Genomic DNA, 24,013 nt, shown 5'->3' with positions numbered 1-24,013 from the left:
AGGAATCTGCTATGCTATAGCACTTCATTTTTTAGTATTTTTACGAGGCAGAGATGACGCAAAACAACGCTCAATCGACTTCTGAACAACCTATTTCCGAAAACGATTTAATTGCACAGCGTCATGCCAAGTTGAAGCAAATTGAAGAGCAAGCCAAACAAACGGGCGTTAGCCCATGGCCGAACTCATTCAAGCGCGAACATTATGCACAAGATTTACAAGAACAATTTCAAGATCAATCGAAAGAGCAGATTGAAGCGGCTGAACACGTTTATGTGAAAGTTGCGGGTCGTGTCATGTTAAATCGTGGATCATTCATTGTGATTCAAGATATGACAGGCCGTATTCAGCTTTATGTTGCGCGTAAGGAATTAACACCTGAAACTTTAGAAACCATCAAGAGCTTAGATCTTGGCGATATTATTGCGGTAGAAGGTTATATCGGTCGTTCGGGTAAAGGCGATTTATATGTTCACATCGAACATTTTGAGCTTTTAACTAAATCACTTCGCCCACTTCCAGATAAATTTCATGGTTTAACCGATACGGAAGCGAAATACCGTAAGCGTTATCTTGACCTGATTGTAAATGAAGAAACACGTAAGACGTTTGAAATTCGTGCCAAAGTTGTTGCAGGAATCCGTGCATTCTTGAACAACGAACGTTTCATGGAAGTTGAAACACCAATGATGCATGTAATTCCAGGTGGTGCATCTGCGCGTCCATTTGAAACGCATCATAATGCTTTAGATATGCCTTTGTTCTTGCGTATTGCGCCTGAACTTTATTTAAAACGTTTGGTGGTTGGTGGTTTTGAACGAGTGTTTGAGATTAACCGTAACTTCCGTAATGAAGGGGTATCAACACGTCATAACCCTGAATTTACCATGATTGAATTCTACCAAGCCTATGCAGATTACAAAGATTTAATGGCTTTGACTGAAAATATGCTGGAAAAATTAGCTTTGGATATTTTGGGCAGCACAGATGTGCCTTACCAAGGCGAAGTGTTTAGCTTCAAAGGGCCGTTCAAGAAAATTTCAATGTTTGATGCGATCTTGGAAAACAACCCAGACTTTACCCCTGAAAATGTCAATGACCGTGAGTTTTTGGCAAAGTTCACCAAAGAAGTGTTAAAGGAACAAGTGAAGCCAGGTTTTGGTTTGGGTAAGCTTCAAACGATCGTGTTTGAAGAAACGGTTGAAACTAAATTACGTCAACCAACCTTTATTACTGAATATCCTGCTGAAACTTCACCATTAGCACGTCGTAATGATGATAATCCGCATATTACTGACCGTTTCGAATTCTTTATCGGTGGTCGTGAATTGGCAAATGGTTTCTCTGAGTTAAATGACCCAATTGATCAAGCTGAACGTTTCCAAGCACAAGTTGCAGAGAAAGATGCGGGTGATGACGAAGCAATGCACTATGATGCTGAGTTTGTTGAAGCACTTGAATATGGTTTACCTCCAACTGCGGGTGAAGGTATTGGTATTGACCGTTTAGTTATGCTCTTTGCTGATGCGCCAAGTATCCGTGATGTGATTTTATTCCCACACATGCGCCGTAAAGACTAAGGTTTGTATGCAATAAAAAAAACCCGCTTCGGCGGGTTTTTTTGTTGCTGATTTACAACAAAAATCAATACTCAGGTTGCAATCTCTAATCAAAGAAAATATGGTAGTCGGCAGAATTAAGTAACGAGAAAGTCACGATAATGTTTTTAAAAAGATCTTTAGTTTCGGCGTTGTTGGTGGTGTCAGTGTCATCGGGTTTTGCGCAAGGGATTGTCGTGAATAATCAAGATTTACGTTCGGATTTGAATTGGTTAAATCAACAAGGCGTCATTCAAATCAGTACATCAACATGGCCAATGAGTGGGGATGAAATTCAACGTGCGTTATCCAAAGCACGCATCAGTCAACCAGAACAACAAAAAGTAGTTGACTCTGTTCTAGCCAGTCTTAAAGCGGACAATCAGATGGCGAAAGTGAGTCTTTACGCTGCAACTGATGAAAAACAATTTCCACAGGCCTTCGCTGAAAGCAACAAATCTCAATATGTGGGCGCATTAGAATTAAATGCAGGCAGCGAAAATTGGGATGCCAAATTAAAAATAAATGTTGAACATGACCCGATGATCGATAACGGGGAATATGTAAATGTTGAAGGATCATATTTGGCGGGTAAACTGTGGAACCAGTGGTTGATTGCTGGTCAAATGCCAACGTATTGGGGGCCAGGACATGATGGTAGCTTAATCCGTGGTGATGCAAGCCGTCCAGTTTATGGTTTGACTATGCAGCGTGCTGACCAAAGTGCATTTGAAACGAAATGGTTATCATGGATTGGACCTTGGCAATATCAAGCCTTTGCAGGTCAACTCGCAGATTATGATGCTATTCCAGACACCAAACTGATTGGCTTACGTTTAACTGCTCAGCCTTTACCGTATTTGGAATTGGGTGCGTCACGCATGATTCAATGGGGTGGTGATGGGCGTTCGGAAAGTTGGGATTCATTATGGAATGCGATTAAAGGGAATGATAATTTCTATAACTCGGATGATGATAAGTCAAACCAACTTGCGGGTTTTGATGCGCGTTTAAATCTAAACCAATGGTTGAATACACCACTGAGCGTTTATGGTCAGTATGTGGGTGAAGATGAGGCTGGGTTGCTTCCATCTAAAAAAATGTATTTAGCTGGTGTAGATTACTCTTCAAGCGTTAAAAATATGCCATTCCAATTGTATACAGAGTGGGCGGACACCCGTACCAATGGTGATGTGAAAGGTATTTCATATAATCACTATGTATATAAAGATGGTTATTACCAACATGGTTTCCCATTAGGCCATGCAATGGGCGGTGATGGTGAAATGTATTCAGTCGGCGGTAATATTCGTCTTGACCCGATGAACCGTGTTTCTGGACGTGTTTTAGTGGCTAAAGTGAATCAGTCTAATCTGGATATTAATCAGGCATTCCCAGAAAAAGATGAAGTGAAAGCATTCGATTTAACATGGTCACATTATCTACGCCCAGATGTTCCTTTGAAATTAAATGGTTGGGTGAGTGATTCAGATGTGCATGGTAATGATACAGGGCTTTCAGTCGCTGTGGATTTGCCATTAGATCCGAAAGCATGGGGCTATTAATTTCCGAAGAGCATAAAAAAACCTCACAATTGTGAGGTTTTTTTATGCTCTTACTATCAATATACGTTGCATGTGACAAGGTCAGAACATGCAAATACATGGCTAAGTAAATTCAATGCTTAGATTGGATGTACTGATTAAACTGGTAAATCAAACCAAATCAATTGACTGTCTGTCAAAGCTTTAATTTCAGCTTCTTCAGCAAATGCTAATGCATCACCAGCTTTCAATTTCTCACCCGCAATTTCAAGCTCGCCAGAAATCACATGAACATAATTGAGTTTCTGCGTCGTTTTGACGACTAAATTATGCGCTGCTTGTATAAAGGCCGTTTTGACCTCGGCCTGCTGGCGGATCTGCATAGCAGCATCACTATTTGGGCCTGCAATGACATGCCATTGATTCGGCTGTAATTTTGGATCACATTGAATTTGTTGATAATTAGGTTCAGCATCACGTACATTAGGATGGATCCAAATTTGCAGTAGATGTACAGGAACATCACCCTGATTCATTTCGATATGTTGCACACCTGTACCTGCACTCATGAGCTGCCATTCACCCGCAGAGATATGGCGCCCATTGCCCATGCTGTCTTTATGAGAAATAGTCCCTTCAAGTACACAGGTCAAAATTTCCATATTGTCGTGTGGGTGTGTGCCAAAACCATTATGGGCAGCAATGATGTCATCGTTAATGACACGTAATACGCTTACTCCCATATATTTAGGATCATACCAACTGCCAAAAGAAAAACTATGTTTTGATTCGAGCCATCCTGCTTTGACGTGACCGCGATTTTCACTACGATGTAAATAACTTTGCATAATCGTTATCCTATTTTTAATTTGTTCATGGACTCATCATAGCGTTTCGATTATGTGGTTTAAATCTTATATAAGCGACAGTTCATTCTATTTTTGCAACAAAAATACCATTAGAACTTCAACTTAAAAAAATAGCCTGCAAGTGCAGGCTATTTCGGGCTAATTGCAAGAATTAATTCAGGAATTTTACAGTCACGCCAGAACGAACTTTTTTACCGAGGTCGTTGGCATCCCAGTTGGTTAAACGGATACAGCCATGTGATGCAGTTTTTGAAATTGCAGATGGATTTGGTGTGCCGTGAATACCAAATGATTTTTTGCTTAAACCAATCCAAATGTTACCGACTGGAGCGTTTGGACCAGGTGGCAAAGAAAGTGGCTTTAAATTTTTACCTTGAATAAAGTTGCTTGGTGAGTAGCTATACCAAGGATTTTGCGCTACACCAGTTACTTTATAAGTCCCTTCAGGGGATGGGGTATCCGCGCTACCAATGGTCGCAGGGAAAGAAGCAATCATTTGGTTGCGGCTATTGAATAGATACAGTTGTTTTGCACCTTTATGCGCGACAATTAAATGAATGTCTTCTGGCAGTTCATTGCGAATATTGGTCACAATAATCTTTTCGCCAGCTTTCTTGAATGTTGCTTTTGGATTAAGTTTCTTTAAGAAATCTTCGTCCATATGGAACTTTTCACCCAACATTTCAGTCACACGTGTGTAGTACAAACCTTTCATTTTGGCTTGTAATGCATAGTCGTGGGGAATTGAAGCTGCGTATGGACCTTGAAGATCGGCATCAGTAATGGTGTATTCTACAAATGCTGGTCGGTTGCTTTGCTTCGCGATCAATGCATCCCAAGTTTCTTTGGTTAAAGTCCCTGTAGGCTGCAAACCATTCATTTGCTGAAAAGTAGCCAGTGCTTTTAACGTATTTTTACCGCTAGCACCATCAATAGCCCCAGGCGAAGCATGTGCGTTATTCAACATGACTTGAGTTCGTGCATATACAGGGAATTGACCTTTACCAATATTGTCAAACCAAGATGCATTATTCAGACCATCAAGTGTCCAAGAGGCTTTTGCAGCAGGAGAGGTCGGTGCTGTTGCTGAACTCGTTGCTACAGCCGCGCTAGCTGGAGCAGTTCCAATATCTGCTGTGTTATCTTCAGATTGTTGAAGATTTTGTAAAGTCTGTGACGCTTTATTTAAGTCTTGCTGTTCTTGAGGCGTAATTTGTGCATCTTGTGCTGAAGATGCTGCGCCTACAGCAAGAGGATTAATTGGGTCTTCTACGGCAGTATTGGTAACGACTTTGGGCTTTAATGGTTGTTCAGCAGTAGTAGCTGTGGCAAAAGCTGTGCCAGCAAAAAGGCAGCCTAAACTCATTGCGAGTATTGTGCGAACGAACATGTAATTCAACCTTAAGAATTATTCATTTACTAAGTGACAAACTACACAAGTATTGCAGAAAAAAATGGCAGATGCAGTATTTGTTTTGTGTAAATAGACGTTTGTCGAACAAGAACATTAAATTTTAATCGTGTGAGAAGTTATTAAAATTTAGTCCTTTTTGTTATGATGCTGCAAAGATTAAATTAAGTTAGGAAAGTCAATGGCGACCTTAAAAAATGATCGTTTTCTGCGTGCTTTATTGCGTGAGCCTGTTGATACTACACCTGTATGGATGATGCGTCAGGCAGGGCGCTATTTACCTGAGTATCGTGAAACACGTGCAAAGGCAGGTGATTTCCTTTCTTTATGTAAAAATACTGAGTTTGCATGTGAAGTGACCTTACAACCTTTACGTCGTTATGACTTAGATGCTGCAATTTTATTTTCGGACATTTTGACCGTTCCAGATGCCTTAGGTTTAGGCCTGTATTTTGAAGCAGGCGAAGGTCCAAAGTTTCATAAAACTGTGCGTACCGAGCAAGATGTCATGAATTTGCCGAAATTCAATGCAAAGTCTGATTTAGATTATGTCATGAATGCGGTATCGACCATTCATTCTGCTTTAGGTGGTCAAGTGCCACTGATTGGTTTTTCTGGAAGCCCTTGGACGTTAGCGACATATATGGTTGAGGGTGGTTCTAGTAAAGACTTCCGTTATACCAAGCACATGATGTACGCGCAGCCAGAAGTCTTACATGCTTTACTTGACCGTTTAGCTATTGCAGTTATTGACTATTTAAATGCGCAAATTGATGCGGGTGCACAAGCTGTTCAAATTTTTGACAGTTGGGGTGGTGCATTAGCGCATCGTGAATACATCGAATTTTCATTAAATTACATGCATAAAATTGTTTGTGGTTTAAAGCGTGAAAAAGATGGACGAAAAATTCCAGTGATTTTATTCACCAAAGGTGGTGGTCAATGGTTAGAACCAATGGTCGCAACTGGTGCAGATGCACTGGGATTAGACTGGACGACGCCACTGTCTGTAGCACGTAAAGTCGTGAATGGTCGCGTAGCATTACAGGGTAATTTAGATCCAGCAACATTATATGGTTCTTCACAAACGATTCAAAAAGCGACTCAAGCCATGTTGGATGACGCTTATGCCAATGGTGAAAAAACGGGATATATTGCGAATTTGGGTCATGGTATTACCCAATGGGTGAATCCTGATCATCCAAAAGTGTTCATTGATACCGTACATGAATATAGCGCCAAATATCTATAAATTTAGGTTGAGTATTTATTGTGTTGCGTGTTGCTCAATCTTGTGTTGAGTTTTCTTATAAGGCAGCTTCGGCTGCCTTATTTGGAATACTTTTATTATTGGCTTTTGTGGTTACAGCTCCATTAGGTTATGAACAACATTATGGTTTTTATCGTTATGACTACCTGTTGTTTTATGCCTTAATGATTCAATGCGGCTTATTATATTTAAAATTAGAATCTTGGGCAGAAGCGCGAGTCATTGCCCTATTTCACATTATGGCAATGGGGATGGAAATTTTTCTTACGCATCCTGCAATTGCTTCATGGCAATATCCACAACCTGCAATTTTTAAACTGTGGACTGTTCCTTTATTTGCTGGGTTTATGTATTCAGCAGTGGGAAGTTTTTTTGCTCGCTCTTTACGGCTTTATACCGTGTCTTTTAAGGCTTTGCCCAAATTTAGTCATATGTTGACCTTGGCGGTGTTGTCTTATTTGAATTTTATGAGCAAATTCTTTATTCCAGATATTCGCTATGTATTGTTTGGCTGGAGTATTGTGATGTTTTGGAAAACCAAGATTCGTTTTGAGTTACAACATCACACCATTCAATTACCGATGTTGCCCATTTTATCGGTCTTGGCTTTTATTATTTGGCTTGCAGAAAACGTGAGTACATTTTACAAAATTTGGCTTTATCCAAGTCAGGTCGAAGCTTGGCATATGGTGGGTTGGGGGAAGTTAGGTTCGTGGTATCTGTTGTTATTATTAAGTTTAGTTTTAGTCTTGAAAATTCTTGGAATACGCAGCTCAAATGGCGATTGGCATCTAAATAATGATTAATATGAACAGTTTAGTTTGCATTTTTTAACTTTAGTATAAATTGTTTTGCGTTATTAGGGATATGCGGATAATCTAAGTTTGTGTAATCCATCATTACATGTGAATAATTAGAACACTCAGAGAATAATTCTGGAGAAGTGCGATGTTAAAAAAAGTAGCGTTAGCAGCAGTATTGGCAATAGGTTCTACAGCAGCATTTGCAGATAGCGATGCAGGTTGTGGTATTGGTTCTGAGATTTGGGCGGGTCAATCAGGTAAAGTGCCGAAGTTACTTGCCGCTACAACAAATGGTTTATTTGCCAACCAATTATTTGGTATCACCTTTGGTACTCTCGGTTGTAGTGGTTCGGGTACAGTCACTGCACAAGCTGTCACTTTTACCAATGAAAATGCAGAAGCATTGGCGCGTGATATGGCGGTGGGTCAAGGTGAAAGTTTGAATGTTTTGGCTGAATTGCTGAATATCAAAGCACAAGATAAAGCACGTTTCTTTGCCGTATCTAAGCAAAACTTTGCTGAAATTTATTCTACAGAGAACAAAGATTCCTACAAGGTTCTAAGCTCTCTACAAGCTGTAATGGCAAAAGACGCAGTTCTCAAAGCTTACGTCTAATTGATTGTTGTAAAACCCTGTCAATGACAGGGTTTTTTATATCTAAAAAATTAAACTTTAATGAAAAAGATTGCATTATTTACAGCTTTATTCGGTTCTAGTTTGGCGTATGCCGCTGAACCAACAACGTCCATGCACTATGTTCAAATGGCAACTCAGAAACACCTTGTGCAAGAGACAACCTGGCAACGATTAATGTATGCCGACTCCAAAGGGCAGAGTGCAGTTCACTATACAGGCTATTTTCTTAGCCCAGAAGGACGTACACATTTACAAAATGAATTAAATGCCAATATCGAAGCATTGTTCTTATCCGCAGCTCCGAATCAATCCGTTCGCTGCCGATTTCCAGCACGTAGCCAATGGTTAATTCAGCAACTGAATATTGCCACGGCAGATTTACCACACGTTGAATGCCCTGAATTAGACAAATGGCTTGGTGAAATCAAACCCTATAAAGCCACTTTAATTTATGCAACGGACTTTATGGGGAATCCGAGTTCGATGTTTGGGCATACTCTATTGCGTTTAGACCCCAAAGATCAGAAGCAATTAAACTTGGTTTCCTATGCGGTGAACTATGCAGCCACGGTCGCAAGCGCTGATGGTTGGTCTTTTGCTTGGAAAGGTTTAACAGGACAATATCCTGGCGAATACTCTTTAATGCCATATTATCGTAAGGTAAAAGAATATGGTGACTTAGAAAGTCGAGACTTGTGGGAATATGAACTCAATTTAAACCCAGAAGAAACTCGCTTTTTGGTTCAGCATATCTGGGAAATGCAACATGTGACTTTTCCCTATTATTTTGTCAGTGATAACTGTGCTTATCGCCTATTAGGATTAATTGATTTAGTCCGTCCCGAACTCAATTTAAGTCAACAGTTTAAAGTGGCTGCCATTCCAATGCAGACCATTAAGGCCATTGATCAACAAGGGATTGTTCGTGAAACAGTTTATCGTCCAGCTTTAGAAACCCAATTATTGGCACAAGCCAAACAGCATGGGCAAAGTTTGGCCAAAACAGCACATCAGGTTGCCTTTGCCGAGCAAAAACAAAGACTGGAAATTTTGGCGGCTTATTCTGCGGAAGATCGTGCCAAAATTTTAGAAATGGCCTATGACGATCTGTATTTGCAATTGGTCGCACGTAAAGTGGATGTTGCCTTTGCACAGCCTAATCTTCGTGAATTACTCATTTTACGCAGTACAATCGATTTAGAGAGGCAACGTAAAGAACCTGAACGACCACGTATTGATCCGACACAATCTCATGATGCTCGAAATTTTTCGGTAAAAGCGGGAACTGTTCAAGGCGATGAATTTATTGAGTTGGGACACCGTCAAGCCTATCATGATTTGATTGATCCACAAGGTGGATACCGTGTTGGAACACAATTGCTATTCTGGGATGGTTCTCTTCAATTCCGTGAGGATGAATTAAAGTTAGAACATTTTGACTTTCTGACGGTAAATTCTTATAACCCGATTACAGCATTTAAAACGCCGTTAACATGGGGGTTCAATCTAGGTTGGCAACAAGAAGCAACGGATTCTTCAGGGCATTTTAGCGAGCAGAATCAACATGGTGTTGCTAGTTTAAAAATGCAGATGGGTTATAGCTATGCAGATTCAAAACGAGAGAATCTATGTTATGCGCAAATGCAAACCTATCTTCAAGGTGGAAAATCGTTAGAGAAAGGTTGGCGATTGGGGATGGGACCAACAGTAGGTTGCCAGAATATTTGGACAGATCATATTAATTCTATCGTGCAAGTTGAGTTGCCATATTGGGAAGATTCGAATCAATGGCAAATCAGATTGAATTCGCAAATGCAGTATGCATTGAATGCGCAGAATGCATTACGCGTGGGGTGGGAGTATCAATATCAAGATGAAAAAGATTGGAACAAGCTGAGCTTGGGTTATGTTCGATTCTTCTGAACTAATGCTTAGAAAAAAGGTGCATCGAAAGCGCCTTTTTTCTTGTGCACGTTTTACTTTTGAATCAAGTTACCCTGTTCATCGATTAAGAGTTCACCATCTTCTTTGCTAAAACTACCGCGTTGCGGCTCTGCAAGAATTTCCAGAACGACCTCAGAAGGACGACATAATCTCACACCGAGTTCTGTTACCACAAAAGGTCGATTGATTAAAATTGGATATTGCAACATAAAATCAATGAGTTGTTCATCACTATGTGCTGACTGATCGAGTTGCAACTCTTCATAAGGGGGAACATTTTTGCGCAGAACTTCACGTACCGATAAACCTGAATGCTTGATTAAATCGGTTAATTCCTGTTTATTAGGTGGGGTTTTAAGATATTCGATAATTTCTGGTTCTTGTCCTGTATTTTGTATGAGGGCAAGGGTATTTCTGGACGTACCACAAGCTGGGTTATGATAAATCTTAATCATTTTTAGACATCTTCTTTCGTTAAATAAACTTTATTGCATTTATATATGGATATGCGTATATTTGCAATTATTAATTTTTGGGCTGTAAAATGGATCAAACTGATTTTTTTAAATGTCTCTCTGACCCCACTCGCTTGGACATTATTAAGTGGGTCATGGCACGAGAAAATGTCTGTGTGTGTGAACTGACGGAATTACTGCAATTAAGTCAGCCTAAAATTTCACGGCATTTGGCATTGTTAAGAAATTTATCAGTTCTATTGGATCAGCGCCAAGGGCAGTGGGTCTATTACCGTGTGAATCCTGATTTACCTGAATGGGCGAATGCGGTGTTAAAGATCATTGCTCAGTCAGCGCAAACAGACAGACAAACCTCTTATTTGAATACTTCGGTGAATATTTATTGTGATTAAATCACATCATTCAGCAAGCTTATTGTCCAAGGGTTGGTTAACTTAAGGCGTTGAATGATGGGGTTGAGTTCAGTACTGCTAGAATGTAGTCAGAATCGTATGTATTTCCTATCTTGAAAGCTAGATGTCCGTTTGTTGTAAGCTGATTATAAAACATATCGAATGTCATTCATTCGATGAATGAAATCTCCCTGCTTGAGAAAACACATGTCGACTTCTAGACTTTCTTTTTTAGACCGCAATTTAACTTTGTGGATATTTATCGCGATGGCACTTGGGGTGGCAATCGGGGTGTTTTTTCCACAAGCATCTGCGGCTTTAAACCAAATGCATATCGGAAGTATTAATATTCCAATTGCCATCGGTCTTATTGTGATGATGTATCCACCATTGGCAAAGGTCGACTATGCAGCTTTACCAGAAGTCTTTAAAGATAAACGCACTTTGACGCTTTCACTGGTACAAAACTGGTTGATTGCACCGTGTCTGATGTTTATTTTGGCAATCATATTTTTACAATCTTATCCCGAATACATGACAGGACTGATCTTAATTGGGCTGGCACGTTGTATTGCCATGGTTTTGGTTTGGAATGATCTGGCATGTGGTGATAATCAATATGTTGCAGCATTAGTTGCATTTAACAGTATTTTCCAGATTTTATTCTTCAGCAGTTATGCATGGCTATTCCTGAGTTTCTTGCCGCCATATTTCGGGGTTGAGGCACAAGTCATTCAAGTTAGTTTCTGGATGATTACCCAAGCGGTACTGATCTATTTAGGCATTCCATTTTTATTGGGCTTTTTAACTCGTTTGATTTTAGTTAAACAAAAAGGCTTGGCGTGGTATCAAAGCCATTTCCTGCCAAAAATAGGTCCACTCAGTTTAATGGCATTGCTGTTCACCATTGTGGCGATGTTTAGCCTTAAAGGTGGAGAAGTGGTCAGCCTGCCGATGGATGTATTGCGTATTGCGATTCCATTGACCATTTATTTTGTTGTGATGTTTTTTATCAGCTTCTTTATGAGTAAATGGATGGGCAATAACTACGCGCGTACCACTGCGATTTCATTTACGGCTGCGGGCAATAACTTTGAACTGGCATTGGCTGTTGCGATAGCAACCTTTGGTTTGGCTTCTCCAGTTGCATTTACCACCGTCATTGGCCCATTGGTAGAAGTTCCTGTGTTAATTGCACTGGTTAGTGTGTCTTTATGGTTAGGCAAAAAATATTTTAAAACTGAGGTGTTGGGATGAGTTTTGCAAATATTGATTTAGATTTATTGCCAAAACCGACACTAGCGCAGGTACAAGCGAAAACTGTTGAGCATCCGCCACGCATTTTACTGTTATATGGTTCAAACCGTGATCGATCTTATAGTCGTTTGGCAGTACAAGAAGCGGGACGAATTTTGCAATATTTCGGTGCTGAAGTCAGAATTTTCCATCCTAAAGGTCTACCTTTACCCGAAGATGCGGATCAAGAACATGCAAAAGTCAAAGAACTGCATGAGTTATTACTGTGGTCAGAAGGCATGGTTTGGTGTTCACCAGAACGGCATGGCGCTATGAGTTCTATTTTAAAAGCACAGATAGATTGGATTCCGCTAGCAGCGGGAGCAATTCGTGCCACACAAGGTAAAACACTGGCGTTGATGCAAGTTTGTGGTGGTTCGCAATCGTTTAATGCGCTCAACCAAATGCGTATTTTAGGACGATGGATGCGGATGATCACCATTCCAAATCAATCCTCTATTCCTAAGGCATTCTTGGAATTTGAAGAAGATGGGTCGATGAAGCCATCGTCATATTACAATCGTATTGTGGATGTGATGGAAGAGTTGTACAAATTTACTTTATTAACTCGTGGACAATCGGCGTATTTAACGGATCGTTATTCTGAACGTGTCGAAACGGCTGAGCAGTTGTCAAAACGCGTGAATCAGCGTTCACAATAAGATAAAAATAAACCCCGAAACATTCGGGGTTTATTTTTTAATTCATTTGAGATGAATCAGTAACTTTCAGGCACAGCACTGAGGAATTCACGACGTGATTCTTTATCTGTTTTAAATTCACCAACAAATGAAACGGTACGTGTTGTCGACTCTTGTTTACCCACACCACGCATCATCATGCACATATGTGCAGAATCAATAACCACGGCAACACCACGCGCTTGCGTTACTTCAGCAACAGCTTCAGCAATTTGTTGAGTCAAGTTTTCTTGAATTTGTAAACGACGCGCAAACATTTCAGTAATACGTGCAAATTTAGACAAGCCAAGTACATGACCTTCTGGTAAATACGCAATATGTACACGACCATAGAAAGGGAGGAGATGGTGTTCGCAAAGCGAATAAAATTCAATATTTTTCACCAAAACCATTTCTCGGTTGTCCGATGGGAACACCGCTTTATTGGTCACTTCTTCTAGCGTCTTACTATAACCAGACGTTAAATACGAAAACGCTTTAGCAGCACGCACAGGTGTATCAAGTAAACCTGGACGATTCAGGTCTTCACCAACGGCAGTTAAAATATTTGCGTAGGATTGCTGCATAGACATAAGACGTTTTCACTTACTCTTATATTGAACAAGGACGGCATTGTACCAGAAAACCGAAACAATGCCGTGTTTAATATCAAAATCCGATTACTGTTTGTGCTTTGGATTTTTTTCTGAACGTTTGAGTAAAACTAAAACAGCACCCGTACCGCCCTGATTATCAGGTGCACTGACAAAAGCCAGTACGTCACGATGCTGGCGTAACCAGCCGTTTACATAGGTTTTTAAAATTGCTTCAGGCCCTTTGCCATGGACAATTTTAATGACATTTTGATTTTCATCTTTTGCCATTTGAATAATTTGCAATACGGCGGCACGGGCTTGCTCTACGGTACAGCCATGTAAATCTACAGCTTCAAACCAACGTATTTTTCCTGCTTTTAAATCTTCGAAGACTTTATGTTGCAACGTTGCAATGCGATAACTCAAATTCGCTTGGCTAGCCACAGGGTTGAGCATGGCTTGTGTATCGGAAAGTTCAGCCATTTCGGACTGGATGGAACCTTCTGCTGATGCGCGTTTTGCCAACATTTGAGCATCTAATTTCTTTTTGGGAGTTTTGGCAAGCTGTGCAATATTGCCAGCAGCCATTTTTTGTACACCTTGCATGGATTTTAGAAATAATTCGGCTTCATCGGGTTCAGCAACTACGGCTTGCTTTTTCGTTTCAACTTGCTGTTCAGCAGCTGCTGAATGGGGATGATTAATTTGCTTCTTAAAGGCTTTCAGTAAGTTGTACTGATCTTTAGAAAGCGATGAATCATGTTTGCTCATAATGTCCAGAAATAACTGCAAGATAGGGTTAATCTAATAATTATAGTATTATTCGTTTGCAATTTGAACTGCATTGTATCGCATTCAAGTTGCATGAAGTTTTTTTAAAAAGTTACTTTATTTATAAATGATTATTTTTAAGATTTTGAGAAGTTGATAATGAGTTATATAGCCAAAACAATCAGTGAGGTTGTAACAGAATATTTAAATAGAACAACATATCTTCCCGCCATTCAGCGAGAATATGTATGGGATACTTATGGAATTGAGAAACTATTTGATTCTATTATGGGAGATTATCCAATTAGCACTTTTTTGTTTTGGAAAATAAGAGAAGAAAATAAGAATCAATGGATCGCTTATGATTTTATAAGAGATTTTGATAAAGAACAACCCCACAATCAAGAAGCAAATCTTAATGGGATCAATCAAGATATTTATTTAGTACTAGACGGTCAGCAACGATTAACGTCATTACTAATTGGTTTAAGAGGGTCATATCGTTACTTTTACTATAATTGGAAGAAGAAAAGATTATATTTGAATATTCTTAAACCTGCTATTAAGAGTGATGATCCTGAAGAATTGGTTTATCAATTCGAGTTTAGAGAAAGCGGTATACCAAACAATAAAGATCCGAACTCACAATGTTGGTATCTTGTTGGCGATATTTTAAACTTTATTGATGCTGAAGATGCTAAGAAAGATATGAAGCAAAACCTCAAAGACTTTAGCGATGAGGAAAGAGATATTGCTAATACACATATTGGTCGACTACATTCCCGTATCCATACATTACGATTACTCAATTATTATGAGGAAAAGTCTCAAGATTATGACAAAGTTGTAGAAGCTTTTATTCGTGCAAATACAGGCGGAAAGAAATTAGAGTATAGTGATATCCTGCTTTCAACAGCCACTGCAAAATGGAATACTTTGAATGCTAGAGAGGAAATTTATAATTTCACGGATAATATTAATACAATTGGAAATGGTTATTCTTTCGAAAAAGATTTTGTACTTAAAGGGTGTTTATATTTAACAGATAACTTACCTATTCAGTATAAAGTTAAAAATTTTAATAAAGAAAATCTAGAAAAAATTGAAGAAAATTGGGAAAATATTAAGATAAATATAGAAGATGCAGTAAAACTCGTTAATAAGTTTGGTTTTAATGATAAAAACTTAGTTGCTAAAATGTCTATTTTACCTGTAGCTTTATATTTGAAAAAGTTGAATAGGAAAAATTTTGTTGATTCTACAGATAAGAGTGATGTTGAAAATCAGATTTTTATACAAAAGTGGTTGACACTTGTACTTTTAAAAAATAGTTTTGGCGGTTCTTCTGATACCACACTAAGAAACTTACAGGAAGTAATTGCTAATATAGAGGATGTTAGTCGATTCCCATATCAGCTTTTAAATAAAAAACTCAATATTGAAGATTCATTTAGTGATAATGAAATTGAGAATTTATTGTCTGTACATTATTCTACAAAATATAGTTATCTGATCTTATCTTTACTCTATCCAGATAGGGATTGGAAGGATAAAATTTTCAATGAGGATCATATTTACCCTAAATCAGAGTTCACAAATTCAAAACTAAAGCAAAGAGGGTACTCAAGTGATTTAATTATAGAGTATCAGAAAAATTTTAATTCTATTTTAAATTTAGAGCTTTTAACCGAGTCTGAAAATAAGGAAAAGAATGCAGAAGATTTTGATAAATGGTTAAAATCAAGAGATACTAACTTTAAAAAACGTCATTTTATTCCTGAAATAGAATCTTATAGTTTTAATAAGTTTATTAATTTTATTTGTGAGAGGAAAAAATTATTACAGCTGAAATTAAAAAACTTCAGCATTTAATTTTAAGATGCAGCCAATAAGATATTGGCTGCATCTCGTAAGCTCAAACCTCTTCAGGCTGACCAAATAATGCGGTGAAGGCATGATCTGGACGTGGTTGCTTCATGAAGCTTTCACCCACCAAGAAGCTATGAATATCATACTCTTGCATCATACGAACATCTTCTGGGGTTGCAATCCCACTTTCAGTAATAAGTAAGCGAGAAGGATCAAGGAGTTTCTTTAAACGAATTGATGTATTTAAATCCACATCAAAAGTTTTAAGGTTGCGGTTATTCACCCCTAATAAGCAGCGCTCAGAAAGTTGTAATGCACGTTCAAGTTCTTCCTCGTCGTGTACTTCAACTAAAACATCTAAATTATGCTCAAACGCTGTTTTCGACATTTCTTCTAATTGTTGGTCTGACAAGCAAGCTACAATCAGTAAAATACAGTCCGCGTGTAAGGCACGTGCTTCAATGACATTGTATGGGTCGACTAAAAAATCTTTACGTAGTGCTGGCAAAGCACAGTGCGTACGTGCGATTTGAATATTTTCATCCGCACCTTGGAAAAAATCGACATCGGTCAATACAGACAAACACGCTGCACCTGCTTGTTCATATTGAGCTGCAATTTCCGCAGGATTAAAGTTTTCACGAATAATCCCTTTTGAAGGTGATGCTTTTTTGATTTCAGCAATCACGCCTGGGCGTTTGTGGCTTAAGGCTTGAGCAAAACCACGCACGGGTGTTGCTTCTTGCGCCCATTGTTCTACATCATGCAGGCTACGTTGCTTGAGGCGCGCTGCCAGTTCTTCATGTTTACGATCAACAATTTTGCCTAAAATTGTATTTGCGATATCAACCATGTGAGCATTCTTCCTTAAGCTTCGTATTGTTTGAGTGTTTTAGTAAATTCAGATAGCACACTCATTTTTTCTAAAGCCTGCCCACCGTAGATAATGTCATGCGCTAATGCTACGCCTTGTTTATAGCTTTTGGCTAAACCAGAGACATAAATACCTGCACCTGCATTTAAAGCAATCATGTCTGCGGCTTTGGCGCCACGATCAGATTTTTTTCGACCGAGTGCATCTTTAATCAGTGCCAAACTTTCAGCAGAATCATCAATGATTAAACCTGTGAGGGTTTGCGATTCAATCCCGACATCTTCTGGGTTAATGATCCATTCAGTGACTTCACCATCTTTCAGTTCAGCAACATAAGTTGATGATGCGAGGCTAATTTCATCTAGTCCGTCTTTAGAATGCACCACCATCACGTGTTCAGCGCCCAATTGTTTCATCACTTCTGCAATTGGGCGACACAATTCATTCGAGAACACACCAATCACCAGACGTTTTACTCCAGCCGGATTCGTAAGCGGGCCGAGTAAGTTGAAGATGCTACGGATACCGAGTTCCTTACGTGGACCCACTGCATATTTCATGGCTTTATGATGGTTGGGTGCAAACAGGAAACCGACGCCAACTTCACGAATACAACGTTCAGTTTGTTGCATATTCAAATCAAGCTGAATGCCGGCTTGCTCTAATAAATCTGATGAACCTGACTTGGTTGAAACACCGCGGTTACCATGTTTGGCAATAGTGGCACCAGCCGCAGCAATCACAAAGGCTGAAGCGGTAGAAACGTTAAATAAGTTTTGTCCATCACCACCTGTACCGACAATATCAATTAGATTTGGTACATCACTCACATCAATTTTTGTGGCAAATTCACGCATCACGCGTGCAGCAGCCGTAATTTCATCAATGCTTTCGCCCTTTAAGCGTAGCCCCATCATTAATGCACCAATCTGTGCATCAGTGGCTTCACCACTCATGATGGTGCGCATGACCTCTTCCATTTGAGTCTGGGTAAGATGGATATTTTTGGTAATATGATTTAAAGCTTGTTGAATATTCATTTATGCATAAATCTCTAAAAAGTTTTTGAAGATTTGGTGACCGTGTTGGCTGAGGATCGATTCTGGGTGGAACTGCACACCTTCGACAGGCAGTGTCTTATGTTTTACGCCCATAATTTCTTCCATTGAGCCATCAGCTTCTTGGGTCCAGCAAGTAACTTCTAAACAATCTGGCAAGCTCGCTTGATCAATCACCAAAGAGTGATAGCGGGTTGCAGAGAATGGTGAAGGTAGATTGCTAAAAATGCCCTTGTCACTGTGATACATGTCCGATAAACGACCATGCATGATGGTTTTGGCGCGAACGATATTACCGCCAAAAGCTTGTCCGATACTTTGATGACCTAAGCACACACCCAACAATGGAATTTTTCCAGCAAAATGTTGAATGGCTGGGATAGAAATACCAGCTTCAGTAGGTGAGCAAGGTCCCGGACCAATGACCAAATACTTCGGTTGCCATCGTTCAATGTCTTCCAAAGTCACGGCATCATTACGGACTACGTTCACTTCTTGGTTCAACTCGCCAAAATATTGCACGATGTTGTAAGTAAAGGAGTCATAATTGTCGATCATGAGAAGCATTTCAGATGTAACCTCTTGAGTTGCATAATTTTATCGCTTTGTGCTTTTATCCTTGCCCATCTAGTTACCCATTTAAAAATGAGTACCATGGCGAGGGAGCATAAAAAAGCCTGCTAAGCGCAGGCTACTTTATCAGTTTTTAACAGTCTTGTGATAATTTCATACACAATCATCATGCTACGAGGGATTTAATTGCTGTTCAAACCCAAATGCATAATCCGAATTTTTGTTTCTTTCACCGCATCTTTCACTTTATTTTGAAAATCCTGCATATGTGCTGTATTCAGATGCTGCTCCAAATCCGCTAAAGATTGCCATTTTTCAAACATAATAATCGAATTGGATAAGGGGTGTTGGAAACTGGCATGGGTGGCTTGATCGATATAAAGCTCATAACCGAAACACCCTGTTTCCTGTAGCACCAAAGGGGTCACTTCTTTAAATGCATTTAAGACAGTTTCAAAATGTGTTACACCTTCGTGCATTTGAATTTCTGCAATAACAGTTAGCATACCGATTCCTTTAACTATTAAAAATGCTATTTAAGTGGCTGCGATAAGCTTCTAAATATTGCGGGATATCTGGTGCTTTAATCACGTCATTGACAATAAAAGTTTCTAAACCTTGCATACCTAAAAATTGATTTGCTTTGTGAAAGGGTAGATAGACACCATCGACCCCAACTCCTTCAAAGAACTGTTCTTGATCTTCAAATGCATCCATTGGGGCATTCCACGTGAGAGAGAGCATATATTTTTTGTCGTGAATTAGCCCACCTGATCCATATTTCTTGGTTGCGTCACTACGTGAACGGCCATCATTGGCATACAACGTACCATGGCCTATGGTAAATACATCATCGATATATTTTTTCATAGTCCATGGCGCGCCCATCCACCAGCCCGGCATTTGATAAATAATCACATCTGCCCAAACATAGTTTTCAATTTCTTGCTGAATGTCATATTCAGCGTCTGTTCTTGTGATTCGAACGTGACATCCTAGTTGGCTTAAATGGGTATTGGCAAAATCGGTTAATGTGTCGTTAAGTTCACCATTTGAATGCGCGAATTGTTTTGCACCGTTGACAATCAGAATGTTTTTCATTGAATAAATCAACCAAATTTTTTGAATTGGGCAAGAGTATAATTAAGTCTTTGATGCTGAAAAATCGATGAATCTGCAAAATATTATTGACTAAAAATCAAGAATTGGTACGAGCTTAGTTAGATATTGAAAATTTAAGGTTGCTTATAAAACGGTAGAGCAAAAAGTCTTTAAATGATTTTAATTTGAATAATTCGCGTTATGAATAAAAAATAAGTATCTGCTGTGATCTATAAAGTCTGTTTTTAAACTCCTCACGAACAAAACCATTCAGTAACCATTCTTTTGAATGGTTTTTCCATGCTAGAAGGCTGTTAATCTGCGAGAGCAAACAGAATCTCAGTAATGAGAGGGAGCTGTTAGTAATGTTTTTGAGGTAACCATAAGAAGGGAAGACTATGGACTCCTTAAAAGCATTTAACTTATTTGGAAGTATCGATGTGAAATCGGATGAAAGAAGTCCAGATTGAATTCGAAAATAACAAAGATATTCACTCTTGCAGGAAAGTAAGAGCGTGCTGTTAAAAAGGATTTGGAACCATGATGGTTAATGATAATCAACTCATTCTAGAGCAAAAAATTGCGCCGCTTCGCAATTTTAACACGAACGTCTTTGCACACATTTAAACCTAGGATCCGATAAAGCTAAAGTCATCCTACTCATTTCCATATTGAGTGCAGTTGAATGGATTTAAATCAAGTGGATTGAATCAGACAACTGAATGGTGAGCACTATTTCTAGATTAGCCTCAACTGTTTAAAAAATTCAACTCAATGTATTGAACTAAACATATCTGAATTGCCCATGTCGGGTAACCGCCAAGATTGAATGGCTCGCTATTTAATCTTTAATAAGTGAATGTATTTATAGGATTGAAATACATTTACTTGTTTAAATTTTAACTAAAGGGATAGAGATGAAATTGAATAAGAAAAAGTACCTGAGTGTTGCAATACTATCAGTAGTTACAGGTCACACATTTGCGGGGGGCTTAGAGCGTTCACCACAACAAATTGATGCTTTATTTGAGCGTGGTACGTATGCGGACATCGGTTATACCTACATTTCTCCAGATGTACAGGGTACTGATCTTAGTGGTAATCATGTATCTGATTTAGCATCAGATTACCAGTCAATGAACTACGCAGTGAAAACAGACTTAACCCCAAGTCTACGTTTAGCTGTCATTTATGATGAGCCGTATGGTGCAAAAGTTAAGTTTAGTGGCAATAACGACTTTATCGCGACTAATTTACCGGCTGATGACGCTCAGACGCGTGTTGAAGTTCGATCAAAAAATGTGACCACTTTATTGGGCTATAACCTAAATAAAAACTTCATGGTGTACGGTGGCCCAGCTATTCAAGAGCTAAAAGGCGATGTGCATTTGCGTGGCAAAACTTATGGCGTAAATAGCGGTTATAACGACAGTCTTGATGATATCGCGTTTGGTTGGGTTGCAGGTGCGAGCTATGCTAAGCCAGAATTGGGTATTCTTGCATCATTAACATATCGTTCTGAAATTGAACATAAAACTACAATGACTGAAGATGTACCATTGGGTGATTTGTTCGGTATAGACTACTCTCATAACAATAAAGGAACTCTTACCACACCTGAGTCTGTGAATTTAAACTTACAAACTGGTTTAAATTCAACCACAGCGTTATTTGCTAAAGTGCGTTGGGTGCCGTGGGGTGATTTTGTCTATGCACCACCAGCACTTGCACAAGTAACAAAAACTGCAGTAGGTAAAAGTATTCCTTTATTAAATTATCATGATGACTCAACTGCAGTTGAAATTGGTATCGGTAAAAAAGTTACGCCAATGCTTGCGCTTTCAGTTTCTGGCTTATACGACACAGGTGCGGGTAACCCTGCACCAACTTTAGGTCCTGTTGAAGGTTACTGGGGTGTGGGTTTAGCGGCTAAGTATAACTTTAACCAAAATGTTGCATTTAGCTTGGGTGGTCGTTACATGTGGTTTGGTGATGCTACGGGTGAACTTGCGAGTGGTAAGGCTGTTGGTGAATTCCAAGACAACAATGGTTACGTTGTGGGTATGAAACTTTCTTACCGTTCTAAATAATAATATTTAATTTTTAACCAGTTTAGGTCCTTCCTTCTCCCTGAAAATGGGGGAAGGGAATTTTTTTTATAGTCTTTCAAATTCATTTCTAATCCTCTTTTATTCAAACCTGATACTGTTTTTTCATGATTTAAAATGCAGCATCTTGAGTCTATATGTGCTTTTACTGTGCTAAAAAAATGCATCTTCAAATTCTTAGGAATTAAATTTAGTTTAAATGAATGTATATTTTTAATTTAAAATATTGATTTTTAATAATAAATAAATATTGGCATAAAATTCGCTATATGAATCTTAACTTGTATACAAGATAGGATGCAAAAGTGAGCATACTTCAATCTCTCGGCTGGACCATCGCAGAATGGCAAAATGCCTACAAAACACAACAAATTGAATTAACGGATATAATCGCTTGGGTTCAGGCTTTTGATACAGAAGATACAGCATGGATTTCAATAGCAACGCCGAATATTCTGCAACAACAGATTGATGAATTAAAACAACTCAGTGCAGAAAGCACCGCATTATTCGAACAGTTCCCACTTTATGGGATTCCATTTGCAGTAAAAGACAATATTGATGTTGTTGGCTTTGTCACAACAGCGGGTTGTAAAGTTTTGCATGATATGGCGCAGGAAGATGCCGAAACAGTGCGATTGCTTAAACAAGCTGGGGCAATTGTAGTGGGCAAAACCAACCTTGATCAATTTGCTACAGGCTTGGTGGGTACGCGCTCTCCATTTGGTGCTGTTCCCAATAGTTTTAACCCTAAGTATGTCAGTGGCGGTTCAAGTTCAGGTTCTGCCAGTGTAGTGGCACGTGGTCTGGTTACATTTGCATTAGGCACAGATACCGCAGGCTCAGGGCGCGTACCTGCGGCTTTTAACAATATTGTTGGTTTAAAGCCAACCAAAGGGCGTTTTTCTAATTATGGCTTGATGCCAGCTTGTAAAAGTATCGACTGCATTTCCATATTTGCCTTGACGGTAGATGATGCAGACGTTGTGGCACACGTGTTGGAACAGTTTGATGTGCGTGATAGTTATTCACGGCATAACCCTAAAACGGCACCCGCAAAATTATCTTCGGCCCTGCATTTTGCGATTCCAAAAACTTTGCAATTCTTTGGTGATGTACAAGCAGAACAAGCTTTTCAGCAAGCGATTGCACAACTAAAGCAAATGAATGTCACGTTGACTGAAATTGATTTTTCAATTTTTGAACAATTAGCCACACAGCTTTATCAAGGTGCGTGGGTTGCAGAACGTACGGTAGCGGTTGAAACATTACTCGAACAAGCTCCAGAAGCATTTGATCCAACCGTCTTGGAGATTGTTCAACAAGGCAAAAACTATACGGCACTCGATGCTTATAAAGCCGAATATCTCAAAAACGATTTGGCGCGACAGATTCAAGAGTTGCTGTCGGAGTTTGATGCTTTGGTTGTACCCACATCGCCAACCATTCATACCCTTGCAGAAATGCAGCAGGAACCGATTCAATACAACTCACATTTTGGCACTTATACCAACTTTACCAATCTTGCCGATTTGAGTGCTTTGGCACTACCTGCGGGATTCCGTAGTGATGGGTTACCGTTTGGTATTAGCCTGATTGCACCTGCATGGCATGACCGTGCTTTGGCAGATTTTGGTCGTCAATGGCAAGCGCATGTGCAACTACCTTTAGGTGCGACAGGACGTTCTTATCCTGAAAATGCAAAGTCAATCTCTGCACCATCTGCACAGCATATTCGTGTGGCAGTGGTGGGTGCACATTTAACGGGCATGCCGTTGAATTTTCAACTCACCACACGTCAAGCAGTACATGTAGAAACCACTAAAACCACAGCACATTATGCCTTATATGCACTGAATGGCACGATTCCGCCAAAACCAGGTTTGGCACGTCAAAGTAATGGACAGGAAATTATCGTGGAACTCTGGGATGTGCCAACAGCTCGATTTGGTGAGTTTGTCGCTGAAATTCCAACGCCATTGGGGATGGGTAATGTTGAGCTCAGTGATGGGCGTTGGGTCAAGGGTTTTATTTGCGAGCCTTATGGTTTAGCCGATGCTGAAAACATCAGTCACTTTGGGGGCTGGCGCGCCTATATTCAGCATCGTAATGCACAACAACTACAAACAACACATTAAAAAAA

Annotated in this window: 22 protein-coding genes; 12 read left to right on the top strand and 10 right to left on the bottom strand. The window is 39.4% G+C overall.

The window, feature by feature from the left end; translation table 11 throughout:
* The first annotated feature begins 53 nt into the window (after positions 1 to 53).
* Together lysS and E0H87_RS02820 are read left to right on the top strand one after the other, a co-directional pair.
* Positions 54 to 1,580, top strand: a complete 1,527-nt coding sequence (gene lysS, locus E0H87_RS02825; RefSeq protein ID WP_131322208.1) for a lysine--tRNA ligase — start codon at positions 54 to 56, stop codon at positions 1,578 to 1,580.
* Positions 1,581 to 1,720: 140 nt separating this feature from the next.
* Positions 1,721 to 3,163: a capsule assembly Wzi family protein gene (locus tag E0H87_RS02820; protein ID WP_131322206.1), complete on the top strand. Its 1,443-nt coding sequence runs from the start codon at positions 1,721 to 1,723 to the stop codon at positions 3,161 to 3,163.
* Positions 3,164 to 3,300: 137 nt separating this feature from the next.
* Here the strand turns inward: E0H87_RS02820 and E0H87_RS02815 are convergent, their stop codons facing one another.
* Positions 3,301 to 3,990: a pirin family protein gene (locus tag E0H87_RS02815; protein WP_131322204.1), complete on the bottom strand. Its 690-nt coding sequence runs from the start codon at positions 3,988 to 3,990 to the stop codon at positions 3,301 to 3,303.
* Positions 3,991 to 4,162: 172 nt separating this feature from the next.
* Complete coding sequence (locus E0H87_RS02810) at positions 4,163 to 5,401, bottom strand: L,D-transpeptidase family protein (protein WP_131322202.1); 1,239 nt, start codon at positions 5,399 to 5,401, stop codon at positions 4,163 to 4,165.
* Positions 5,402 to 5,603: 202 nt separating this feature from the next.
* On the opposite strand from E0H87_RS02810, the gene hemE reads away from it, so the two are divergent.
* The 4 genes from hemE (at position 5,604) to E0H87_RS02790 (ending at position 10,055) form a co-directional block, all read left to right on the top strand.
* A complete protein-coding gene (gene hemE / locus E0H87_RS02805) occupies positions 5,604 to 6,674 on the top strand; it encodes a uroporphyrinogen decarboxylase (protein WP_131322200.1) in 1,071 nt (356 codons plus the stop codon).
* Positions 6,675 to 6,697: 23 nt separating this feature from the next.
* The gene (locus tag E0H87_RS02800) at positions 6,698 to 7,498 is read left to right on the top strand and encodes a DUF817 family protein (RefSeq protein ID WP_413773106.1); all 801 of its coding nucleotides are present in this window, start codon (positions 6,698 to 6,700) and stop codon (positions 7,496 to 7,498) included.
* A gap of 142 nt (positions 7,499 to 7,640) precedes the next feature.
* Positions 7,641 to 8,111, top strand: a complete 471-nt coding sequence (locus tag E0H87_RS02795; protein WP_131322196.1) for a DUF3015 family protein — start codon at positions 7,641 to 7,643, stop codon at positions 8,109 to 8,111.
* Between the two features lie 60 nt (positions 8,112 to 8,171).
* The gene (locus E0H87_RS02790) at positions 8,172 to 10,055 is read left to right on the top strand and encodes a DUF4105 domain-containing protein (RefSeq protein WP_131322194.1); all 1,884 of its coding nucleotides are present in this window, start codon (positions 8,172 to 8,174) and stop codon (positions 10,053 to 10,055) included.
* A gap of 53 nt (positions 10,056 to 10,108) precedes the next feature.
* On the opposite strand, the gene arsC is transcribed toward E0H87_RS02790, so the two are convergent.
* Positions 10,109 to 10,531 (bottom strand): arsenate reductase (glutaredoxin), encoded by a 423-nt coding sequence (gene arsC / locus E0H87_RS02785; protein ID WP_131322192.1) that lies wholly within the window; start codon positions 10,529 to 10,531, stop codon positions 10,109 to 10,111.
* A gap of 89 nt (positions 10,532 to 10,620) precedes the next feature.
* Here arsC and E0H87_RS02780 point away from each other — a divergent pair, with 89 nt between their 5' ends.
* The 3 genes from E0H87_RS02780 to arsH all read left to right on the top strand — a co-directional run bounded on the left by E0H87_RS02780 (position 10,621) and on the right by arsH (position 12,902).
* Positions 10,621 to 10,944: an ArsR/SmtB family transcription factor gene (locus E0H87_RS02780; RefSeq protein ID WP_131322190.1), complete on the top strand. Its 324-nt coding sequence runs from the start codon at positions 10,621 to 10,623 to the stop codon at positions 10,942 to 10,944.
* A 207-nt stretch (positions 10,945 to 11,151) separates the two neighbouring features.
* Positions 11,152 to 12,201, top strand: coding sequence for an ACR3 family arsenite efflux transporter (arsB, locus tag E0H87_RS02775; RefSeq protein ID WP_131322188.1), 1,050 nt, complete (start codon positions 11,152 to 11,154; stop codon positions 12,199 to 12,201).
* Positions 12,198 to 12,902, top strand: a complete 705-nt coding sequence (arsH, locus tag E0H87_RS02770; RefSeq protein WP_131322186.1) for an arsenical resistance protein ArsH — start codon at positions 12,198 to 12,200, stop codon at positions 12,900 to 12,902. The genes arsB and arsH overlap by 4 nt, the downstream gene beginning before the upstream one ends.
* Before the next feature lie 56 nt (positions 12,903 to 12,958).
* Here the strand turns inward: arsH and folE are convergent, their stop codons facing one another.
* Entirely contained in the window at positions 12,959 to 13,507 is a 549-nt protein-coding gene (gene folE, locus E0H87_RS02765) for a GTP cyclohydrolase I FolE (protein ID WP_171458336.1), read from the bottom strand.
* A 93-nt stretch (positions 13,508 to 13,600) separates the two neighbouring features.
* Positions 13,601 to 14,287, bottom strand: a complete 687-nt coding sequence (locus tag E0H87_RS02760; RefSeq protein ID WP_131322182.1) for a Smr/MutS family protein — start codon at positions 14,285 to 14,287, stop codon at positions 13,601 to 13,603.
* Between the two features lie 159 nt (positions 14,288 to 14,446).
* On the opposite strand from E0H87_RS02760, the gene E0H87_RS02755 reads away from it, so the two are divergent.
* Positions 14,447 to 16,159, top strand: a complete 1,713-nt coding sequence (locus E0H87_RS02755) for a DUF262 domain-containing protein (RefSeq protein ID WP_131322180.1) — start codon at positions 14,447 to 14,449, stop codon at positions 16,157 to 16,159.
* A 43-nt stretch (positions 16,160 to 16,202) separates the two neighbouring features.
* Here the strand turns inward: E0H87_RS02755 and trpC are convergent, their stop codons facing one another.
* The 5 genes from trpC to E0H87_RS02730 form a co-directional block, all read right to left on the bottom strand.
* On the bottom strand, positions 16,203 to 17,009 hold the full coding sequence (gene trpC, locus E0H87_RS02750) for an indole-3-glycerol phosphate synthase TrpC (RefSeq protein WP_131322178.1): 807 nt from the start codon (positions 17,007 to 17,009) through the stop codon (positions 16,203 to 16,205).
* Positions 17,010 to 17,023: 14 nt separating this feature from the next.
* Positions 17,024 to 18,070: an anthranilate phosphoribosyltransferase gene (gene trpD / locus E0H87_RS02745; RefSeq protein WP_131322176.1), complete on the bottom strand. Its 1,047-nt coding sequence runs from the start codon at positions 18,068 to 18,070 to the stop codon at positions 17,024 to 17,026.
* Complete coding sequence (locus tag E0H87_RS02740) at positions 18,071 to 18,655, bottom strand: anthranilate synthase component II (RefSeq protein WP_131322174.1); 585 nt, start codon at positions 18,653 to 18,655, stop codon at positions 18,071 to 18,073.
* Positions 18,656 to 18,843: 188 nt separating this feature from the next.
* Positions 18,844 to 19,167, bottom strand: coding sequence for a putative quinol monooxygenase (locus tag E0H87_RS02735; protein ID WP_131322172.1), 324 nt, complete (start codon positions 19,165 to 19,167; stop codon positions 18,844 to 18,846).
* Between the two features lie 10 nt (positions 19,168 to 19,177).
* Entirely contained in the window at positions 19,178 to 19,762 is a 585-nt protein-coding gene (locus tag E0H87_RS02730; protein ID WP_131322170.1) for an NAD(P)H-dependent oxidoreductase, read from the bottom strand.
* A gap of 917 nt (positions 19,763 to 20,679) precedes the next feature.
* Here E0H87_RS02730 and E0H87_RS02725 point away from each other — a divergent pair.
* Both E0H87_RS02725 and atzF read left to right on the top strand, forming a co-directional pair.
* A complete protein-coding gene (locus E0H87_RS02725) occupies positions 20,680 to 21,852 on the top strand; it encodes an OmpP1/FadL family transporter (protein WP_131322168.1) in 1,173 nt (390 codons plus the stop codon).
* Between the two features lie 323 nt (positions 21,853 to 22,175).
* Positions 22,176 to 24,008, top strand: a complete 1,833-nt coding sequence (gene atzF, locus E0H87_RS02720) for an allophanate hydrolase (protein ID WP_131322166.1) — start codon at positions 22,176 to 22,178, stop codon at positions 24,006 to 24,008.
* The last annotated feature ends 5 nt before the right edge of the window (positions 24,009 to 24,013 follow it).

The sequence above is a fragment of the Acinetobacter sp. ANC 4178 genome, assembly GCF_004331175.1.
GTDB lineage: Bacteria > Pseudomonadota > Gammaproteobacteria > Pseudomonadales > Moraxellaceae > Acinetobacter.
This window is presented reverse-complemented; position numbering and strand designations above follow the sequence as displayed.

Excerpts from the sequence above, each read along its gene's own strand:
- folE (WP_171458336.1), bottom strand. The coding sequence starts at position 13,507 with ATGCAGCAATCCTACGCAAATATTTTAACTGCCGTTGGTGAAGACCTG.
- lysS (WP_131322208.1), top strand. The coding sequence starts at position 54 with ATGACGCAAAACAACGCTCAATCGACTTCTGAACAACCTATTTCCGAA.
- trpD (WP_131322176.1), bottom strand. The coding sequence starts at position 18,070 with ATGAATATTCAACAAGCTTTAAATCATATTACCAAAAATATCCATCTT.
- hemE (WP_131322200.1), top strand. The coding sequence starts at position 5,604 with ATGGCGACCTTAAAAAATGATCGTTTTCTGCGTGCTTTATTGCGTGAG.
- E0H87_RS02810 (WP_131322202.1), bottom strand. The coding sequence starts at position 5,401 with ATGTTCGTTCGCACAATACTCGCAATGAGTTTAGGCTGCCTTTTTGCT.
- arsH (WP_131322186.1), top strand. The coding sequence starts at position 12,198 with ATGAGTTTTGCAAATATTGATTTAGATTTATTGCCAAAACCGACACTA.
- arsC (WP_131322192.1), bottom strand. The coding sequence starts at position 10,531 with ATGATTAAGATTTATCATAACCCAGCTTGTGGTACGTCCAGAAATACC.
- E0H87_RS02740 (WP_131322174.1), bottom strand. The coding sequence starts at position 18,655 with ATGCTTCTCATGATCGACAATTATGACTCCTTTACTTACAACATCGTG.
- E0H87_RS02815 (WP_131322204.1), bottom strand. The coding sequence starts at position 3,990 with ATGCAAAGTTATTTACATCGTAGTGAAAATCGCGGTCACGTCAAAGCA.
- E0H87_RS02790 (WP_131322194.1), top strand. The coding sequence starts at position 8,172 with ATGAAAAAGATTGCATTATTTACAGCTTTATTCGGTTCTAGTTTGGCG.
- E0H87_RS02780 (WP_131322190.1), top strand. The coding sequence starts at position 10,621 with ATGGATCAAACTGATTTTTTTAAATGTCTCTCTGACCCCACTCGCTTG.
- arsB (WP_131322188.1), top strand. The coding sequence starts at position 11,152 with ATGTCGACTTCTAGACTTTCTTTTTTAGACCGCAATTTAACTTTGTGG.
- E0H87_RS02730 (WP_131322170.1), bottom strand. The coding sequence starts at position 19,762 with ATGAAAAACATTCTGATTGTCAACGGTGCAAAACAATTCGCGCATTCA.
- E0H87_RS02760 (WP_131322182.1), bottom strand. The coding sequence starts at position 14,287 with ATGAGCAAACATGATTCATCGCTTTCTAAAGATCAGTACAACTTACTG.
- E0H87_RS02755 (WP_131322180.1), top strand. The coding sequence starts at position 14,447 with ATGAGTTATATAGCCAAAACAATCAGTGAGGTTGTAACAGAATATTTA.
- E0H87_RS02735 (WP_131322172.1), bottom strand. The coding sequence starts at position 19,167 with ATGCTAACTGTTATTGCAGAAATTCAAATGCACGAAGGTGTAACACAT.
- trpC (WP_131322178.1), bottom strand. The coding sequence starts at position 17,009 with ATGGTTGATATCGCAAATACAATTTTAGGCAAAATTGTTGATCGTAAA.
- E0H87_RS02795 (WP_131322196.1), top strand. The coding sequence starts at position 7,641 with ATGTTAAAAAAAGTAGCGTTAGCAGCAGTATTGGCAATAGGTTCTACA.
- E0H87_RS02820 (WP_131322206.1), top strand. The coding sequence starts at position 1,721 with ATGTTTTTAAAAAGATCTTTAGTTTCGGCGTTGTTGGTGGTGTCAGTG.
- E0H87_RS02725 (WP_131322168.1), top strand. The coding sequence starts at position 20,680 with ATGAAATTGAATAAGAAAAAGTACCTGAGTGTTGCAATACTATCAGTA.